The organism is Flavobacterium limi (assembly GCF_010645075.1).
Lineage (GTDB): Bacteria > Bacteroidota > Bacteroidia > Flavobacteriales > Flavobacteriaceae > Flavobacterium > Flavobacterium limi.
Window position 1 is genome coordinate 769213 of sequence record NZ_JAADZV010000001.1, and the last position, 18587, is coordinate 787799.

The following is an 18587-nucleotide window of genomic DNA, read 5'->3' on the forward strand; positions in this document are numbered from 1 at the left end:
CCTTCTCATGCAACCATTTTAAAACTTATCTCGTCTATGCAAATAGAAGTCTGTTTCTAAAACCAAAACCGAACGCTTATTAATGAAAATTATTCAGTTATATCACGAAGAAGCTAAAATCATAAAGCTGGCTGTCGAAAATAACCGACAGGCACAGCAGCAGATTTATAGTAAGTTTTCTTCAAAAATGTTAAGCGTTTGCCGTCAATATATAAAAGACATTCAGCTGGCAGAAGATGTAATGATAACCGCTTTTATGAAAGTGTTTACGAATTTGAGCAAGTTTGAACATAAAGGAAGTTTTGAAGGCTGGATTCGCCGGATTATGGTTAACGAATGCATTTCGTATCTAAGAGTTCAGAAAAAAGTAAAATTTGTCGAAGATGAATTTTTTACCGAAGAAAGTTTCAACGAAATCGACAGTCAGTTTACAGTAGACCAAATTCAGTTTTTAATTGATGCCTTGCCGGACGGATATAAAATGGTTTTCAATTTGTATGCAATCGAAGGTTATAAACACAATGAAATAGCCAAGATGTTAGGAATTAATGAAGGAACATCAAAATCGCAATTATCGCACGCCAGAAAGATGTTGCAGGAACAGATTAGTAAGTTAAAAAATTATTGTTATGGAACTGAATAAAATTGAAAAACAATTCAAAGAGCAATTAAATTCCCGGGAGATAAAACCGTCGGAAATGGCTTGGGATAAATTAGACGCAATGCTCAATGCTGTTGATAGCAAACCAAAACGCAATTTTAAATGGCTGTATGTGGCTGCAGGTATTCTTGCTTTTTTGTTAGCGGGTACGGTTTATTTTAATCGTTTTGAATTTGTCAGAACAAATAAAGGTGTCCCACTAGTCCTTGAGCAAAAAACAGATAAAGTTATTTTAAACAAACAAGAAATAATTAAGAAGAGTATTTCACCTGTACAAATTCAGAAAAAAGTAACAAAGAATCAAGCCGTAGCTGTTTACAATAATAATCCAGGTAAGCAACTGAATCAATTCAAAAATAAACTTGAGCCTTTAATGACTAATACTTTAAAAGAAGATAATGCGACAGCTGTTTCTCCTGAGGAAAATATTTACCAATCAACTGCTAAAAATCAATATATATCTGCAGAAAAATTATTGGCAGAAGTGAATGAAACTAAATTTCAAGCAAAAACAACTGTAGAGGCAATTGAAAAAAGGAGAAAAGTTATTTCAGTAAATCCAAACGAATTATTGTTAAATGCGGAAAAAGAATTAAATCAATCTTTCAGAGAATCTGCATTGGATAAGTTTAACAAAAATTTTAAGGCTGTAAAAACTGTCATAGTGAATAGAAATTACGAAGAATAAATAAAAATCATCAATCATCAATCAAAAAACGAAAATCATGCAAAAAATTATTTTACTTATAATGATGTTAGTTGCTCTTGTGACTAAATCAAATGCCCAAAATCCAGATTCAATAAAAAGTACTTCAGAATGGAAAAATAGAGGTTCGATGCCTGCCAGTTACGAAATGGGACCTGAGAAAAGCCCAGAATTCAGTAATCAAAATGTATTAAAAATTAAATCTGTTGAAAGTAAAATCAATGGTTTTGGAACTCTTATGAAAACTATAAAGCCTGATTTATATTTAGGGAAAACAGTCAAAATGACTGCTTATGTTAAAAGTGAAAGTGTAAAATCATGGGCAGGACTTTGGATGCGTGTTGATTATTATGATGTTGGGACACTTGCTTTTGATAACATGGAAAAAAGAGCAATAAAAGGAACAAGAGAATGGCAAAAGTATGAAGTTGTTTTGTTTGTTCCCACTGAAGCAACATCTATTTCGTACGGTGCTTTATTAGATGGAACTGGCCAAATTTGGTTTAAAGATATAATACTTGAGGTGGTTGCAGATACAGTTCCGGAAACAGGCCTCAATAAAGGGCGTGAACACAAAGAAATCTCATTTGAAAAAAGAGCAAAAGCAATTGCTAATCAAATTAAAAAAGTTACTGATAATGAAAAAAAAGCTCTAAAAACTGAAGTAGATTCATTAGACAATCAAGTTGCAAATGGAATCATTTCTAAAGAAAAGGGAGAGGAACTTAAATTAAAAAAAGCTCAGTTTCGAGCTGCAAATATTGAAAAAAATATAGCTATTGAAGAAACAAAATTAAATCAGCTGGTTCAGGATAAAGTTGATGGGAAATTTGAAAATGAAGTAATTTCGAGAGATAGAACCAAATTAGTTTTGGGGATTAATACTGATTCGATTGGCGAACATAGCAGAGAATTGAATCTTACCGGACTGAAATTTTATAATGGTCAGAAGGACAAACACAATCGTCAATCAAAACGTACTACAAGTCAGATGGTTTTTGCTGCAGGATTTAATAATCTGATGACTGATAAAAAAGTTGCAAATTCTGATTTTAAGTATTTGGATTCTCATTTTTACGAATGGGGACTAACGTATAATACCAGAATTTTGAAAGAGGATAATTTATTACATTTTAAGTACGGGATGTCTTTGATGTATAACAATCTGAGAGCGACAGATAATCGCTATTTTCAAAAAAATGGAGAACAAACCGACTTAATAACCAATACTGTGAATTTAGATGAATCACGTTTTAGGAATGTATATGTCATGGTTCCTCTGCATTTAGAGTTTGATTTTACAAAGAAAGAAATTCGAGATAATGTTAGTTATTTTAGGACTCACAAAAGTGTGCGGGTTGGTTTGGGTGGTTATGCCGGGTTTAGACTGAAATCGAAACAAATTCTTTCTTTCGATGATGCAAACGGGAATGATGTGAAACAAAAAACCAAAGGTAATTATAATGTTAATGATTTTAACTATGGTTTAAGCACTTACGTAGGATACAAAGCTACAAGTTTATATTTGAAATATGATTTGCAACCTTTATTTGAAAATAATATCGTAGATCAAAATAATATTTCGTTAGGCCTAAGATTTGATTTTAATTAAGAATACAATTAGGTTAGTTAGTAGAAAGCACTTCGAAAGAGGTGCTTTTTTTATACTAAATCATTAAATTTTGAAAGATGATTTATGTACTTTTACAGGCTTTCAACTTTAAAAATATTTTTACATTTTGATTTCACAAAATACAATAGATACTGTTTTTGAAACTGCTCGGGTAGAGGAGGTTATTGGTGATTTTGTCAATTTAAAGCGTGCCGGAAGTAATTTTAAAGGCCTAAGTCCATTTTCAGATGAACGCTCTCCATCATTCATGGTTTCTCCTGCAAAAGGAATTTGGAAAGATTTTAGCACAGGGAAGGGAGGGAACTCTGTGAAATTCCTGATGGAGCATTCACAATTTACCTATCCCGAAGCCATTCGGTATCTGGCAAGAAAATACAACATTGAGATTGAAGAAACTGAGCAAACAGATGCCGAAAAAGCCATAACAGATGTTCGTGAAAGTATGTACCTGGTTTCAGAATTTGCAGCAAAATATTTTAATGATACACTTTTAAACTCTGAGGAGGGAAAGGCAATTGGTTTGTCTTATTTTAAAGAAAGAGGTTTTACGAATGAAACTATCAAAAAATTTAATTTAGGATATTCACCGGAAACCTGGGACGCTTTAACAAAAGAAGCACTTGGAAAAGGTTATAAATTAGAATTTTTAGAAAGCACGGGCTTAACCATTGCCAGGGAGGATCGTCCTTTTGACCGTTTTAAAGGTCGTGTGATGTTCCCGATTCAAAGTATGTCAGGTCGCGTTTTAGGCTTTGGAGGACGTATTTTAACGAATGATAAAAAAGCTGCAAAATATTTAAACTCACCGGAAAGTGATATTTACCATAAAAGTAAAGTACTTTACGGGATTTTTCAGGCCAAACAGTCAATTGCTAAACAAAATAATTGCTATTTAGTAGAAGGATATACAGATGTAATTCAGTTTAATCAGGCCGGAATAGAGAATGTAGTTGCTTCATCCGGAACTGCTTTAACACCTGATCAAATTCGTTTGATAAATCGACTTACCCGGAATATTACGGTGCTTTTTGATGGTGATGCGGCAGGGCTTCGTGCTTCTATTAGGGGAATTGATTTGATTCTGGAAGAAGGAATGAATGTAAGAGTATGTGCTTTTCCGGACGGAGAAGATCCTGATAGTTTTGCCAGAAAAAATTCGCATGACGATCTGGTTGCTTATTTAGAGAATAACAGCAAAGACTTTATTCAGTTTAAGGCTTCTATTTTGATGGGTGAAGCCAAAAACGATCCTATAAAAAAAGCCGATCTGATTCGGGATATGGTTGCCAGTATTTCTAAAATACCGGATCGTATTCAGCGAGAAGTATATATTCAGGAATGTGCCCGAATAATGGATATTTCTGAGCAGGTTTTGGTAAGTACTTTAGCGCAATTAATTCAAAAAGACATTGCAGAAGCTAATAAAAAGCAAAAACAGGAACAAAAACCTTTTCAGGTTTATAAAAACCAAAATCTAAATACGGGCTACTCTGGTGGAGATCCTGAAGATCCAAGAAATGGTCCGCCAGAGGATTATTATCCAGTGGAGTCAGGATACTCCGTACAGCAACAAGCTGATAAAGTTGATATTTTATATCGTTTAGAACGAAAGGTAATTGAAATTTTATTGCTTTATGGCGATAAAACAGAAGAATTTGAAGATGTTCTTCTGAAAAATAATGAAGAGGGAGAGGTTGTAATGGTTACTGAAAAGAAGGAATACAAAGTTTTTCAACGGATTTATTTGAGTCTGCAGGAAGATGAAGTTGAGCTTTCTAATACTTTATTCCGTGATATTTTTAAAGATTTAATTGATTTTTATCTTCAAAATGAGAAATTTAGCCTGGAACAATATTTAATGCGTTTGCAGCCAGAGTTCGCTCAGGAAGTTACAGATATTTTAATGGAAGATGAAAGGTTAACGCTGCACAATTGGGAAGGACAGAATATTTTCACCAAAGCGAAACACGAAACGATAGCGCAATACGTTACAGAAACAGTGATGTCTATGCGCTGGTTTTTAGTTGGGAAAATTATAGAAGAATTAAAAAGCTCTATAAAACCTGATAATTCAGATAATACAGAGCTTTTGTCAATGGTAATGGATTACTCCGGTTTAGTTAATTCGTTTTCAAAAAAACTAGGAAGAGTAATGTCCAGATATCATTAAATAATTTCTAAAGTTTTAGCTTTATTAACTAAGTCAACTAAATTAGTTACATTCAATTTAGTCAATAGTCTTAGTTTATAAGTACTAATTGTTTTTTCGTTCAGGTTTAAAATTTTAGAAATTTCATTGTTTTTCTTACCGTCACTTAAATAACGTAGAACTTCGATTTCACGGTTAGAAAGTTTTCTGTACAAACGTTCACTTTTGCTTTGTTTTGCAATAAGTGCCATGTTTTTACGTACAGTCTCATTAATAATAACTTTTCCTTCGTGTACCTTGATAATTGAAACACCTAATGTTTCAAGTTTTTCTGTTTTGTGCACGTACCCGGAAACACCCGCTTTGATTGCGTTAGGAGCATACATTTGCTCGGCCAGATCACTAAAAATTACAATTTTCGTTTTTGGAAAATTCTTTAGAATCGACTTTACTTCAAAGATGCTTGAAAGACCTTCTAATTCCAGATCGAGAATTAAGATGTCAATCTCCTTCGTTTGAAGAATGTCTCTTACCATTGAAAAATTACCTACGTTGGCGACAATTGAAATTTGGTCATGGTCTTTAAAATACGACTTAACGCCAAAGTGAGTCACAGGGTGGTTGTCTGCTAGACATACTTTAATCATAATTTTACCTTTTTAGAATTGTTCATTGTTTTTGGAGCTGTAAAATTAATAAATAAATTCTGTAGTTTATAGCCGACAAATGTTAAAAAAATTATTTTAACGTTTTTGGTATTTCACAAACAGGTATTGCTTCCATTTTATGTTTGTTGCTGGTGTTTAAACGTTTATAAATTTCAAAGACTGTTTTTTCACGTGCATTGAAATTATCTGCCGTATTTCCTGCTTCTTCGGCAAGCATTGCCCATTCGAGTTCGTCATAACTTGCACCTAACTGATCTTCATCAGTTCTGTTGTCACCAAACAACCCATCTGTAGGTGCAGCTGTTAAAATTGAATTTGGAATTCTCAAAAATTCTCCCAAAGCGTATACATCTGACTTCATCAAATCTGCAATTGGACTCAAGTCAACTCCTCCATCTCCATATTTCGTATAAAAACCAACCCCAAAATCTTCTACTTTGTTACCGGTTCCGGCAACTAAAAGTCCGTGAATTCCAGCTAGATAATATAAAGATGTCATTCGTAAACGGGCACGGGTATTAGCTAATGAAAGGTTTAATTTTCCTTCATCATCAGATTTTGGTACAGCCGCTTTAAATGATTCGAAAGTTGTAGTTAGGTCCGTTTTTACATCTGAAACATTTGGAAAACGTTTCTTTAATTGTTCAATATGTTCTCTTCCTCTTGAAACCTGGCTTTCAGCCTGATGAATAGGCATTTCAACACATAAAACCTTTAAACCGGTTTGTGCACATAACGTAGAAGTAACCGCAGAATCAACTCCGCCGGAAATCCCAATTACAAAACCATTAACTTTTGCGTTATTAGCATAATTTTTCAACCACTCTACAATGTGGATATTTACTTTTTCTGTTTGAATAGTGCTTTTTTTAGCCATAATAATTCAAGTTTTAAGATGTAGGGATGTATATTTGCAAAAATATTTTTTAAGTACATGTTTACTTAAGATAAGTAACACAAATCTAATTAAAATAAAATGAAAATATGTCGCTTTGTAGTGTTTCTGTCCTTGTTTTTTTTATCATGTGATCAAAAAAATAAGGTAGAAAAAGCTGTTGAAGAAATTCCGGTTGATATTAAGGTAGAACGTTTTGATAAAGTTTTTTTTGAAAGTAAACCTGAAGATTTAGAAAAAGTTAAAAAACAGTTTCCTTTCTTTTTTCCTCCAGGAAATGATGATTCAGTCTGGCTTCAGAAAATGCAGGAACCTATCTGGAGAGAAGTTTATGCTGAGGTTCAAAAAAAATATTCAAATTTTGAGCCTGTTCGTAAGGAGTTTAATTTGCTTTTTCAACACGTAAAATATTACTTTCCTAAAACAAAAACGCCAAAAGTTATTACCGTAATCGGAGAGATGGATTATACTGCAAAAGCTATTTATGCAGATAGTCTGGTTATTATTGCTTTGGAATTATATTTGGGGAAGGATCATAAATATTATCAATTCCCAAACTATCTGAAACAAAACTTTGAGGAAAAACAAATTATGCCGGATGTTGTTTCAAGTTTCACTTACAGAAATATTCCCGCCTATGATGATAAAAACTTGATTTCTCAAATGATATTCGAGGGAAAACAATTGTATGCTAAAGATTTGCTTTTGCCGGAGTATTCAGATGCTGAAAAAATTGGCTATACACCGGAACAGATAAAATGGTGTGAAGAAAATGAAGCATACATGTGGCGCTATTTCATAGAAAAAGAGATGTTGTATAGTGTCGATCCTAAGCTTACAACACGATTTATTGCTCCGGCTCCATTTTCTAAATTTTATCTGGAAATTGATAATGATTCTCCAGGGAGAGTTGGTGCCTGGATTGGCTGGCAAATGGTACGGTCATATATGAAAAATAATACTGTAACTTTGCCGGAATTATTAAAGATAAATGCAAAAGAAATTTTCGAAAAATCAAAATACAAACCTAAGAAATAATGTCAGATACAATAAAATCAGAAATTAAATTCAATATAGAATTAGATGAAAACCGTGTTCCTGAAAAATTATCATGGACAGCTAAAGATGGAGGAGTAGAAGGTGAAGAGGCAAAAGCAATTATGCTTTCTATCTGGGACAGCAAGGCCAAAGAAAGCATGCGAATTGATTTATGGACGAAAGATATGCCTGTTGATGAAATGAAAATTTTCTTTCATCAGACATTAGTCGCGATGTCGGATACTTTTAAAAGAGCTACAGATGACGAAAAAATGGCAGATACAATGAAAGATTTCTGCGATTATTTTGCAGAAAAATTAGAACTAACCAGATAGTTAAATTTTAATAAATAAAAAATCTCAAATCATGTTGTAAATCATGATTTGAGATTTTTTTTCTCCTGATAGGTAGGTAAGCGTTTTACAGGTTTGATTGAAATCTTTTTGATATCATTTATGATTTTTCTGTAACATCCCATTATTACTACTGATGTAGGGTAATTTGTAATGCTAAGCTCTTCTTCTAGACACCCGCCGGATGCTCGGGAGTAAATTATTTCACCGCGATTCAAATCGTATACTTCTAAAATAACTTCTGCATATGTCATTTGTTTCTTGTAGTAAAAATGATTTTGAAATTCAAAATTACTAAAGTCGTTTTTCGCATTTTTGCATTTTATATTCACATAATAATCAGAATCAGCTGCTTTTTTGAGTTCCAAAATTGCGGGTTTATCTAATTTCAATGGGACTTGTTTGGTAGTGAAATATTTTCGTTCATCCATCGAATATTTAACCCTTCTTCCTAAGTATCTTGAAAAATCAGTCATGACAGAACGGGTTAATTTTGTTTTTGTATTTTGATCAACTTCAATGTCGCCGATAAGCCATGTACCTTTAGTAAAATCCAAACTATTCACCCTATCTGTACTGTGCAAAAAATAATGAGTGACATTGCAGGATGATAAGAGTATTAAAAGTAAAAAACAAAGAGTTTTCTTCATAAAGAATGGGATTAATTTGGTTCAAATATAATTTAAAAAAGATAATGCTTAAAGGTTATTCTGTAAAATAAAAACCAGATTCAAAAAAATCTCAATAATGAAAACTCCCAAACTCCATTTTAGATGGGATTTGGAAGTTTTCATTATTTAAAATTAAGTCTTATTGATTGTAATTTAAAAACCGGAGTTGTTTTTAAAAACTTCCTGATTTACTTCATCGATATAAGAAAGCAATTCTTCTTTTCCGATTGATTCTGTAGATGAGGTTACAAAATATTGAGGCATTTCAGTCCAGTTGTTTGCATACATTTGTTTTTTGTATGCTGCAATATGGGAATCAATTTTCACTTTACTGATTTTGTCCGCTTTTGTAAAAATAATACAAAAGGGAATTTCGCTTTCACCCATATAAGACATGAATTCGATGTCTATTTTCTGAGCTTCATGACGAATGTCAATTAATACAAAAGCGCATACCAGCTGTTCTCTGTTTTCGAAATAATCGGTTATGAATTGCTGAAAAACAGATTTGGTTTTTTTAGATACTTTAGCATAGCCATAACCTGGTAAATCGACCAAAAACCAGTTACTATTGATTTTAAAATGATTTATTAATTGTGTTTTTCCTGGTTTTCCAGATGTTTTTGCTAAATTTTTATGATTGGTAATCATATTGATTAGGGATGATTTACCAACATTGGATCGGCCTATAAATGCATATTCCGGCAAAAACTCAGCGGGGCATTTTGAAGCATCAGAATTACTGATAATAAATTCGGCGGTATTAATTTTCATGTTTTTTATTTTTTAAAACCTCCTCAAGAAAGTTAGATGCTATAATTTCTGCTCAGTAAGCCATTTCTCCAGAATTTCATTAAATTCATCAGGATGTTCCATCATAGCGGCGTGTCCACATTTGTCAATCCAGTATAAAGTTGAATTAGGCAATAATTTATCAAATTCTTCAGCAACATTTGGAGGTGTAACAGTGTCGTTTTTTCCCCAGATGATACATGTTTCAACCGTCATTTTTGGTAAATCCTTGGCCATATTATGACGGATAGCACTCTTTGCAATTGTTAAAGTTTTGATCAGTTTGATGCGGTCATTAGCGGTTGCATATACTTCATCAATAAGGTCAGGTGTTGCAATTTTAGGATCATAAAATACATCTTCAGCTTTCTTTTTGATGTATTCATAGTCACCCCTTCTTGGGTAACTATCTCCCATTGCGCTTTCGTAAAGTCCAGAACTTCCGGTAATTACAAGTCCGGCTACTTTTTCAGGATATAATTTAGTATGGTAAAGTGCGATGTGTCCTCCTAAAGAATTTCCTAATAAGACAACTTTGTCAAAACCTTTAAAATTGATAAAATCTTTAACGTATTTAGCAAAACTCTTTACATTGGTTTTTAAAATACTTTGTGTATATATTGGCAAATCCGGAATAACAACTTTGTATCCTTTTGTCGGGAAATATTGTGCTACACCATCAAAGTTACTGAGACCTCCCATTAATCCGTGTAAAATTACGATAGGGGTTCCTTCTCCAGCTTCAAAATAGCTGTATTTGCCTTCTTTTTTGTAGTGTTTGTCCATTTAATCTAATGCCAATTTCAATTTGGACAAATATAGGGTTTAATAAATAAAAATGAATTTTTGCTGCTGTTTTTTAACTATGTAATTTTTGTAGAACTTCTAACTTGTTATAAATCAGGTTTTATTGTTGATTTTGTCTAATTTGTAAAATGTTAAGAACCTGAATGATAAAATATTTTTTTAAGAAAAATACGCCTTAATTTTTTTGATTTATTAGTGATTTAGTTGATTCTGTAATAATTAGTTAAGATATTGAAAGTCTATCGATTATGGGGAATGGGAGAATAGTGGTTAAACTTATTAACAAAGTGGTATATTGTGGTAAAATGTGGTAAAAATTTTTATATTTTTGCTGTATAACATGTTAATGAGTTTTTTTGAACACAATTGTAGGGACATATGAGTGTAAAGTTGATGCTAAAGGCAGGTTAATGATACCTGCGCCTTTAAAAAAGCAATTGGCCTCGTCTCTTCAGGATGGATTTGTCTTGAAGCGTTCAGTTTTTCAGCCATGTTTGGAATTGTATCCGATGGATGAGTGGAATTTGATGATGCAAAAAATTAATAAGCTGAATCGTTTCGTGAAAAAAAACAATGACTTTATCAGAAGATTTACAGCCGGAGTTAAAATAGTGGAGATTGATGCATTAGGGAGGTTGTTGGTTCCAAAGGATTTGGTTTCTTTTTCAAATATTTCAAAAGATGTGGTTTTTTCATCAGCAGTTAATATTGTAGAGATTTGGGATAAGGATTTATATGAAAAATCAATAAGCGGCGAAGATATGGATTTTGCAGATTTAGCCGAAGAAGTAATGGGAAATATTAATGACGACGACAATGGAATATCATAATCCGGTTTTACTTCATCCTACGGTTGATGGCTTAAATATTAAACCTGACGGGGTATATGTTGATGTAACGTTTGGAGGAGGCGGTCATTCAAAAGAAATATTGAAAAGATTAGGACCAAACGGAAAACTGTTTGCTTTTGATCAGGATGAAGATGCTTTAGAAAATGCTCTGAACGACGAAAGATTTACTTTAATTAATGAGAACTTCAGATTTATAAAAAGATTTTTGCGTTTTTATGGTGTTAAAGGAGTAGATGGAATTTTGGCAGATCTGGGTGTGTCATCGCATCAGTTTGATGTTCCGGAAAGAGGTTTTTCGACAAGATTTGATGCCGGACTGGATATGCGAATGAGTCAGAAAAATGATTTGAATGCTTACAGGGTTGTTAATGAGTATGACGATGCGAATTTAAGAAGAGTGTTTTTTGATTATGGAGAATTGAAAAATGCTCCTGCTTTGTCAAGGACAATTGTCGAGGCGAGAGCGCATAGTCCAATTAAAACGACTGACGAATTAAAAGATGTTCTGGCGAAATATTTACCTGAAAGACTTCGAAACAAGATATTAGCTCAAATTTATCAGGCTATCCGTATTGAAGTAAATCAGGAAATGGATGTTTTGAAAGAATTTATTGAGCAGTCATTAGAAATTCTAAATCCGGGAGGAAGATTATCTGTGATCTCGTATCACTCTCTGGAAGACAGACTGGTAAAAAGATTTATTAAAAACGGAATGTTTGAAGGGGAGCCTGAGCGTGATTTTTATGGAAATTTTTCAGTTCCGTTTAAAACAATAGGAAAACTGATTGTTCCTGACGATGCTGAAATTAAAGAGAATAACAGGGCAAGAAGCGCAAAATTAAGAATTGCTGAAAAGATATAATATATAGGTAGAATGAAAAGCGGAGTATTTAGCATATTAAAAGCAAGGTTTCTGATACATGATGATGCTGTGAAAAACTGGCGATTCATTGTTTTTATTATTCTTCTAGCTATAATAATGATTGCTAATACCCAACGATATGAACAAAAGGTATTTGAAATTGCAAAACTAAGTAATGAAGTAAAAGAATTGAGGTCAGAATTTGTTGATCGGCGTTCAGAATTGATGAAGTTAAAAATGGAGTCAACAATATCGAATAAGATGCTTGAAAAGCAAATTTTTCCATCAACGGTTCCTCCAATAAAAATAGAAGTTAAAAAAGAAGAAGAAAAAAATTTCTTTCAAAGAATATGGCAGTAGACGATAGACATATATCCTACAGAATTTACCTCGTAGCAGTTTTCATCTTTTTGATGGCAATTGCTATTGTTGTTAAATTGACCAATATTCAGTGGGTTGAAGGAGATTATTACAGGAAACTGGCAAAACAACGTACGGTTAGGAATTTTGTAATTCCGGCGAATAAAGGAAATATTTATTCAGCAGACGGAAGTTTGCTGGCGACATCAATACCTAATTATGAAATAAGGTTTGATTCGAAAGCACCCAAAGAAGAAAATTTCGAAAAATATATAAAACCTCTTTCAGATTCTTTGTCTTCTGTTCTCGGACGTCCAAGTGGTTATTATCAGAATGAACTAAGAAAAGCAAGGGCAAATAAAAACCGTTATTATTTAATTGCCCGAAACTTAAGTTATACCGAGTATGTGAAAATTAAAGGCTTTCCATTATTTAATTTAGGAGCTTTCAAAGGAGGGATCATAGTTGAACAGGAAACGGTTAGAAAACACCCAATTGGTAAAATTGCTGAAAGGACAATAGGCTATGACAGAATCGATCCTGCTACAGGTGTAGAGGTTGGAAAAGGAATTGAGTGGGCATTTAAAAGTTATCTGAACGGGAAAGATGGTAAGATTTTAAAACAAAAAATTGCTAAAGGACAGTGGAAACCTATTCGTGATTTAAATGAAGTTGATCCTATAGATGGTTATGACGTAATATCTACCATTGACGTTTTTATTCAGGATATTGCACATCATGCGTTATTGAAACAGTTAGAAGATTATGAAGCTCATCATGGATGTGTAGTGGTTATGGAAACGCAGACTGGTCATGTAAAAGCGATTTCAAATTTAGGAAGGCAGGAAGACGGATCGTATACTGAAACTACGAATTATGCTGTAGCAGAGTCTCACGAACCAGGCTCAACTTTTAAATTGGTTGATTTAATGGCAATTTTAGAAGACAAGGTGGCAGATACAAGTACAGTGTATGACAGTCATGGAGGTGTAGTTAAGTATTACGGAAGATCTGTTCGGGATTCTCACACAGGTGGATATGGAAAGATTTCACTAGCACGAGGATTTGAACTTTCATCAAATACTGTTATGGTTCAGGCAGTTTATGAAAATTATAAAGGCAATCCGTCAAAATTTGTAAATCATATTAAAAATTTTGGCTTGGATAAGACTTTAGGGTTGCATTTTAAAGGAGAGGGAAGACCAGTTATTCCACATCCCGGAGATAAAAGCTGGTCAGGAATTTCACTTCCATGGATGGCTTTTGGATACGAGGTTTCAGTTACACCAATGCAGACGCTGGCATTTTATAATTCGGTTGCCAATAATGGTGTAATGGTAAGACCGCAATTTGTATCTGAAATTAAAGAATGGAACAGGACCATTAAGAAATTCGACACAGAAGTGATTAATCCAAAAGTTTGTTCATCCGAAACCATTAAAAAATTGAAAGCTGTTTTGTTGAATGTGGTTAAAAAAGGAACGGCTTCAAAATTGTATTCAAAAGATTTTTCGATGGCTGGAAAAACAGGAACCGCTCAAATGAATTATGGAGGAAAAGAAGGGAAGTCAGCGTTGTATTATGCATCATCTTTTGTTGGATATTTTCCGGCAGATCATCCAAAGTACTCTTGCATTGTAGTGGTTCATAAGCCAAATACAGCCAAAAATAATTATTATGGAGCAGATGTTGCCGGGCCGGTTTTCAAAAGAATTGCCCAAAAAATATTTACAGATGCGCCTTCAACAAATAAAATCAAACGTTTAGATTCTAAAATTCCGAAGCAGGAATACAGCTATGATAAATTTAATGATGTTTCCAATAAAAAACCAAAGTTGATTCCGAATTTAAAAGGAATGCCGGGTATGGACGCAGTCGCATTACTTGAAAATTTAGGTTTAAAAGTTAGAGTAAACGGAGTAGGAAAAGTGAGGTATCAATCGATTCAGGCTGGTCAGAATATTAATAAAAACACAATTATAGTATTAGAATTATCGTGAAAATACTAAAAGACATATTATATAAGGTAGCTATTGAATCTGTTACAGGTTCAACAGACATTCCAATTCATAAAATAGATTTTGATTCAAGAAAAATTGAAGAAAATGATGTTTTTATAGCGATTCGTGGTACTCTTTCAGATGGACATGATTATATCGAAAAAGCGATTCAGTTAGGTGCAGCAGCAATTATTTGCGATACATTGCCAGGAAATATTGAAAAAGGAATTACATACATACAAGTTAAAGACACTAATTCGGCTTTGGCTTTTATGGCTGCCAATTATTTTGACAATCCTTCCCGAAAATTAAAGCTGGTTGGGGTGACCGGTACAAACGGAAAAACAACTATTGCATCGTTATTATTTCAATTGTTTCAAAAAGCAGGTTTTAAAGTTGGGTTGTTATCAACAGTAAAAATCATGGTTGATGAAACGGAATATAAAGCAACACACACAACTCCGGATTCAATTACAATTAATCATTATTTTAATGAAATGATTGAGGCTGGCGTAACACACTGTTTTATGGAAGTGAGTTCTCACGGAATTCATCAAAAAAGAACTGAAGCATTACATTTTGTTGGCGGAATTTTTACAAATCTTTCTCACGACCACTTGGACTATCATCCAACTTTTGCAGAATATAGAGACGTGAAAAAATCATTTTTTGATTCATTACCAAAAACAGCCTTTGCTTTATCAAATATTGATGATAAAAACGGAACTGTGATGCTGCAAAACACAGTGGCAAGAAAATTTACATATGCCTTAAAAACGTATGCAGATTTTAAAGCACAAATTTTAGAAAGCCAGTTGTCCGGTTTATTATTGAAAGTAAACGAGAATGAAGTTTGGGTAAAGCTAATCGGTACATTTAATGCTTATAATGTTTTGGCTATTTATGGTGCTGCAGTTGAATTAGGAATGGATAGTTTTGAAGCGTTGCGTTTGTTGTCTGATTTAGAGAGTGTTTCAGGTCGTTTTCAGTATATTATTTCAGAAGGTAATGTGACTGCAATTGTTGATTACGCCCACACGCCTGATGCTTTAGAAAATGTTTTAATAACTATTGATGATATCCGTACTAAAAATGAACAATTGATTACGGTTGTAGGTTGTGGCGGGAACAGAGATAAGGCAAAAAGACCAGTCATGGCACAAATTGCTGCAAATTTAAGTGATAAAGCTATTTTAACTTCAGATAATCCTAGAAATGAAGATCCTGAAGTTATTTTAGATGAAATGGAAGAGGGTGTCGAAGCCCATAATTATAAAAAACTCCTGAGGATTACAGATAGAAAACAGGCTATAAAAACGGCTTGTCAATTGGCTCAGTCCAATGATATTATTTTAATTGCAGGTAAGGGACATGAAACTTATCAGGAAATAAATGGTGTACGTCATCATTTTGACGATATGGAAACGGTAAAAGAAATTTTGGAACAACTAAGAAAATAAAAAAATAGAAATTCCAAATTCTAAAATCCAATTAGCGTTGGAATTTGGAATTTAATTCGAAATTAGAATTTAAAAAATAACGATATGCTATACTATTTATTTGAATATTTAAATAAAACATTAGATGTTCCTGGAACAGGCGTTTTTCAGTACATCACCTTCAGATCGGGTTTAGCTTTAATGCTTTCGTTGCTTTTATCAACAATTTATGGTAAAAGGGTGATTAATTTTCTGCGTCGTCAGCAGGTTGGAGAAACAGTTCGTGAGCTTGGGCTTGCAGGTCAGAATGAAAAAGCAGGGACTCCAACAATGGGAGGACTGATTATCATTTTCGCAACTTTAATACCGGTTTTGTTATTTGCACGGTTGCATAATATTTATATAGTATTACTTATTGTTACAACACTTTGGATGGGTACTATTGGTTTTGTAGATGATTATATTAAAATATTCAAAAAAGATAAAGAAGGGCTTAAAGGAAAATTTAAAGTGATTGGTCAGGTTGGTTTGGGAATTATTGTTGGAGCTGTTCTTTATTTTAATCCGGCTGTTACAGTTAGGACAGATACAGGTTATAGTGAAAGCTTCAAAACAAATAATACTACTGTTGTTCTTCCTGCACCTGTTGAAGAAAAATCAACTGCAACTACCATTCCTTTTGTAAAAAACAATGAGTTAGATTATGCTGAAATTTTGGCTTGGACAGGTGAAGGTTATGAAAAATGGGCATGGTTAATTTTTATTCCGGTTGTTATTTTTATTATCACAGCAGTTTCTAACGGAGCTAATTTAACTGACGGAATAGATGGTCTGGCTGCAGGTACTTCGGCAATATCCGTCTTAGCGCTTGGTATATTTACGTTTGTTTCGGGGAACATCATCTTTTCGAATTATCTAAATATTATGTATATCCCTAATTCGGGAGAAATGACAGTTTTTATATCGGCTTTCGTAGGTGCCTTGATAGGTTTTCTTTGGTATAATTCTTATCCCGCTTCAGTTTTTATGGGAGACACAGGAAGTTTAACTATTGGCGGAATTATAGCCGTTTTGGCAATCGCCGTTCGTAAAGAGATATTGATTGTTTTGTTCTGCGGAATTTTCCTTGCAGAAAATGCTTCAGTAGTGATTCAGGTTTTTTATTTTAAATATACTAAAAAACGTTTTGGCGAGGGCCGCAGAATTTTCCTTATGGCGCCTTTACATCATCATTATCAGAAAAAAGGATATCATGAAAGTAAAATTGTAACGCGTTTCTGGATTGTCGCTGTTATGCTGGCAATATTATCAATTGTTACCTTAAAGCTGAGATAGATGAGGTTGGTGGTTTTAGGAGGAGGAGAAAGCGGTGTAGGTACCGCTATCCTTGGAAAGAAAAAAGGATATGATGTTTTTTTATCTGATTTTGGAAAGATAAAAGAAAGCTATAAAGAAGTTCTTATAATTAATGGAATTGCCTGGGAAGAGGAACAGCATACTGAAGATTTGATTCTGAATGCTGATGTGGTAATGAAAAGCCCGGGAATTCCGGAAAAATCTCAGATAGTAAAAAAGCTTGTAGCTGCAGGTGTCAAAGTAATTTCGGAAATAGAGTTTGCAAAACCTTACACCGAAGCATTGACTATTGGAATAACCGGAAGTAATGGTAAAACCACTACAACAATGCTGACCCATCATTTATTGAAATCAGCAGGATTAAATGTGGGTTTGGGAGGAAATATCGGAAAAAGCTTTGCCTGGCAGGTAGCCGAAAATAAATACGATGCCTATGTGCTCGAATTAAGTAGTTTTCAACTGGATGGAATTATTGATTACAGGCCCGATATTGCCATAATAACGAATATTAGTCCGGATCATTTAGACCGATATGAATATAAATATGAGAATTATATCAATTCCAAGTTCAGGATAACGATGAACCAGACCGAAAGCGATTATCTCATTTATGATTCAGATGATGAAGCGAGTACAGAATGGTTAAAGAATAATAAAACAAAAGCAAAATTAATTCCTTTTTCATTGACTAAATCATTCGATGAAGGGGCTTCTATAAATAACAACAAAATGGAAATAAAGATCAACCAGGAAGAGTTTACAATGGAAACAGAATACATTGCGTTAGAAGGAAAACATAATATGAAAAATGCAATGGCAGCAAGCTCTGTAGCAAAATTGATGCAAATTAGAAATGCAACAATTCGCGAAAGTTTATCAAATTTTCAAGGTGTTGAACATCGTCTAGAGAAAGTATTAAAAATTCAGAATGTACAATACATAAACGACTCAAAAGCGACAAATGTAAACGCTACTTTCTTTGCTTTAGATAGTATGAATGTCCCAACTGTATGGATTGTAGGTGGTGTTGATAAAGGAAATGATTACAATGAATTAATGTCATTAGTACGCGAAAAGGTAAAAGCAATTATTTGCTTAGGAATTGATAATCGTAAAATTATCGAAGCTTTTGGGAATGTTGTTGATATAATGGTGGAAGTGAATAATATGAATGATGCTGTGAAAACGGCACAAAGATTAACAGAAAAAGGGGATGCTGTTTTATTATCTCCTGCTTGTGCTAGTTTTGACTTATTCGAAAACTACGAAGACAGAGGAAAGCAATTTAAACAAGCCGTTCACAACTTGTAAAAATTCAGGTTTTATATTAGATGTAATTTGAAACC

At 33.4% G+C, this 18587-nt stretch carries 18 protein-coding genes; 13 read left to right on the top strand and 5 right to left on the bottom strand.

All coding sequences use genetic code 11. The annotated features are described in order from the left end of the window. Positions 1–82: 82 nt before the first annotated feature. The 4 genes from GXM16_RS03360 to dnaG all read left to right on the top strand — a co-directional run bounded on the left by GXM16_RS03360 (position 83) and on the right by dnaG (position 5170). Positions 83–643, top strand: coding sequence for an RNA polymerase sigma factor (locus tag GXM16_RS03360; protein ID WP_163392704.1), 561 nt, complete (start codon positions 83–85; stop codon positions 641–643). Next, positions 630–1349 carry a hypothetical protein gene (locus GXM16_RS03365; RefSeq protein ID WP_163392706.1) on the top strand — a complete coding sequence of 240 codons (720 nt, stop codon included), beginning with the start codon at positions 630–632 and terminating at the stop codon, positions 1347–1349. Before GXM16_RS03360 ends, GXM16_RS03365 begins: the two co-directional genes overlap by 14 nt. A gap of 37 nt (positions 1350–1386) precedes the next feature. Then, positions 1387–2979, top strand: coding sequence for a porin family protein (locus GXM16_RS03370; protein WP_163392708.1), 1593 nt, complete (start codon positions 1387–1389; stop codon positions 2977–2979). Between the two features lie 127 nt (positions 2980–3106). Beyond that, positions 3107–5170, top strand: coding sequence for a DNA primase (gene dnaG / locus GXM16_RS03375; RefSeq protein WP_163392710.1), 2064 nt, complete (start codon positions 3107–3109; stop codon positions 5168–5170). Here the strand turns inward: dnaG and GXM16_RS03380 are convergent. Together GXM16_RS03380 and nadE are read right to left on the bottom strand one after the other, a co-directional pair. Continuing rightward, positions 5167–5796, bottom strand: coding sequence for a response regulator transcription factor (locus tag GXM16_RS03380; RefSeq protein WP_007810686.1), 630 nt, complete (start codon positions 5794–5796; stop codon positions 5167–5169). The two genes, dnaG and GXM16_RS03380, sit on opposite strands and share 4 nt — an antisense overlap. 91 nt (positions 5797–5887) lie before the next feature. After that, entirely contained in the window at positions 5888–6694 is an 807-nt protein-coding gene (gene nadE, locus GXM16_RS03385; RefSeq protein WP_163392712.1) for an NAD(+) synthase, read from the bottom strand. Positions 6695–6793: 99 nt separating this feature from the next. Here nadE and gldB point away from each other — a divergent pair, with 99 nt between their 5' ends. Both gldB and gldC read left to right on the top strand, forming a co-directional pair. Continuing rightward, positions 6794–7750 (top strand): gliding motility lipoprotein GldB, encoded by a 957-nt coding sequence (gldB, locus tag GXM16_RS03390; RefSeq protein ID WP_163392714.1) that lies wholly within the window; start codon positions 6794–6796, stop codon positions 7748–7750. Further along, the gene (gene gldC, locus GXM16_RS03395) at positions 7750–8085 is read left to right on the top strand and encodes a gliding motility protein GldC (RefSeq protein WP_163392716.1); all 336 of its coding nucleotides are present in this window, start codon (positions 7750–7752) and stop codon (positions 8083–8085) included. Before gldB ends, gldC begins: the two co-directional genes overlap by 1 nt. Before the next feature lie 41 nt (positions 8086–8126). Here gldC and GXM16_RS03400 read toward each other — a convergent pair whose 3' ends face one another. The 3 genes from GXM16_RS03400 to GXM16_RS03410 all read right to left on the bottom strand — a co-directional run bounded on the left by GXM16_RS03400 (position 8127) and on the right by GXM16_RS03410 (position 10352). Then, the gene (locus tag GXM16_RS03400; protein WP_163392719.1) at positions 8127–8753 is read right to left on the bottom strand and encodes a hypothetical protein; all 627 of its coding nucleotides are present in this window, start codon (positions 8751–8753) and stop codon (positions 8127–8129) included. Between the two features lie 174 nt (positions 8754–8927). Beyond that, positions 8928–9548, bottom strand: coding sequence for a ribosome biogenesis GTP-binding protein YihA/YsxC (gene yihA, locus GXM16_RS03405; protein ID WP_163392721.1), 621 nt, complete (start codon positions 9546–9548; stop codon positions 8928–8930). A 39-nt stretch (positions 9549–9587) separates the two neighbouring features. Then, complete coding sequence (locus tag GXM16_RS03410) at positions 9588–10352, bottom strand: alpha/beta fold hydrolase (protein ID WP_163392723.1); 765 nt, start codon at positions 10350–10352, stop codon at positions 9588–9590. Between the two features lie 377 nt (positions 10353–10729). Between GXM16_RS03410 and mraZ the strand changes: the two genes are divergently transcribed. The 7 genes from mraZ to murD all read left to right on the top strand — a co-directional run bounded on the left by mraZ (position 10730) and on the right by murD (position 18552). Beyond that, the gene (mraZ, locus tag GXM16_RS03415) at positions 10730–11203 is read left to right on the top strand and encodes a division/cell wall cluster transcriptional repressor MraZ (protein ID WP_163392725.1); all 474 of its coding nucleotides are present in this window, start codon (positions 10730–10732) and stop codon (positions 11201–11203) included. After that, the gene (gene rsmH / locus GXM16_RS03420; protein ID WP_188726521.1) at positions 11178–12086 is read left to right on the top strand and encodes a 16S rRNA (cytosine(1402)-N(4))-methyltransferase RsmH; all 909 of its coding nucleotides are present in this window, start codon (positions 11178–11180) and stop codon (positions 12084–12086) included. The genes mraZ and rsmH overlap by 26 nt, the downstream gene beginning before the upstream one ends. A 12-nt stretch (positions 12087–12098) precedes the next feature. Then, positions 12099–12446, top strand: a complete 348-nt coding sequence (locus GXM16_RS03425) for an FtsL-like putative cell division protein (protein ID WP_163392729.1) — start codon at positions 12099–12101, stop codon at positions 12444–12446. After that, positions 12437–14446, top strand: coding sequence for a penicillin-binding protein (locus GXM16_RS03430; RefSeq protein WP_163392731.1), 2010 nt, complete (start codon positions 12437–12439; stop codon positions 14444–14446). Before GXM16_RS03425 ends, GXM16_RS03430 begins: the two co-directional genes overlap by 10 nt. Continuing rightward, positions 14443–15906, top strand: coding sequence for a UDP-N-acetylmuramoyl-L-alanyl-D-glutamate--2,6-diaminopimelate ligase (locus tag GXM16_RS03435; protein ID WP_163392732.1), 1464 nt, complete (start codon positions 14443–14445; stop codon positions 15904–15906). The genes GXM16_RS03430 and GXM16_RS03435 overlap by 4 nt, the downstream gene beginning before the upstream one ends. An 84-nt stretch (positions 15907–15990) precedes the next feature. After that, positions 15991–17220, top strand: a complete 1230-nt coding sequence (mraY, locus tag GXM16_RS03440; RefSeq protein ID WP_163392734.1) for a phospho-N-acetylmuramoyl-pentapeptide-transferase — start codon at positions 15991–15993, stop codon at positions 17218–17220. Beyond that, the gene (gene murD / locus GXM16_RS03445; protein WP_163392736.1) at positions 17221–18552 is read left to right on the top strand and encodes a UDP-N-acetylmuramoyl-L-alanine--D-glutamate ligase; all 1332 of its coding nucleotides are present in this window, start codon (positions 17221–17223) and stop codon (positions 18550–18552) included. Positions 18553–18587: the final 35 nt, after the last annotated feature.

Bases quoted from the DNA above. Each gene is read 5' to 3' on its own strand.
- GXM16_RS03365 (WP_163392706.1), top strand. From the start codon at position 630: ATGGAACTGAATAAAATTGAAAAACAATTCAAAGAGCAATTAAATTCC.
- gldB (WP_163392714.1), top strand. From the start codon at position 6,794: ATGAAAATATGTCGCTTTGTAGTGTTTCTGTCCTTGTTTTTTTTATCA.
- gldC (WP_163392716.1), top strand. From the start codon at position 7,750: ATGTCAGATACAATAAAATCAGAAATTAAATTCAATATAGAATTAGAT.
- GXM16_RS03380 (WP_007810686.1), bottom strand. From the start codon at position 5,796: ATGATTAAAGTATGTCTAGCAGACAACCACCCTGTGACTCACTTTGGC.
- GXM16_RS03430 (WP_163392731.1), top strand. From the start codon at position 12,437: ATGGCAGTAGACGATAGACATATATCCTACAGAATTTACCTCGTAGCA.
- murD (WP_163392736.1), top strand. From the start codon at position 17,221: ATGAGGTTGGTGGTTTTAGGAGGAGGAGAAAGCGGTGTAGGTACCGCT.
- rsmH (WP_188726521.1), top strand. From the start codon at position 11,178: ATGACGACGACAATGGAATATCATAATCCGGTTTTACTTCATCCTACG.
- GXM16_RS03410 (WP_163392723.1), bottom strand. From the start codon at position 10,352: ATGGACAAACACTACAAAAAAGAAGGCAAATACAGCTATTTTGAAGCT.
- GXM16_RS03360 (WP_163392704.1), top strand. From the start codon at position 83: ATGAAAATTATTCAGTTATATCACGAAGAAGCTAAAATCATAAAGCTG.
- GXM16_RS03425 (WP_163392729.1), top strand. From the start codon at position 12,099: ATGAAAAGCGGAGTATTTAGCATATTAAAAGCAAGGTTTCTGATACAT.
- mraY (WP_163392734.1), top strand. From the start codon at position 15,991: ATGCTATACTATTTATTTGAATATTTAAATAAAACATTAGATGTTCCT.
- GXM16_RS03400 (WP_163392719.1), bottom strand. From the start codon at position 8,753: ATGAAGAAAACTCTTTGTTTTTTACTTTTAATACTCTTATCATCCTGC.
- GXM16_RS03370 (WP_163392708.1), top strand. From the start codon at position 1,387: ATGCAAAAAATTATTTTACTTATAATGATGTTAGTTGCTCTTGTGACT.
- yihA (WP_163392721.1), bottom strand. From the start codon at position 9,548: ATGAAAATTAATACCGCCGAATTTATTATCAGTAATTCTGATGCTTCA.
- nadE (WP_163392712.1), bottom strand. From the start codon at position 6,694: ATGGCTAAAAAAAGCACTATTCAAACAGAAAAAGTAAATATCCACATT.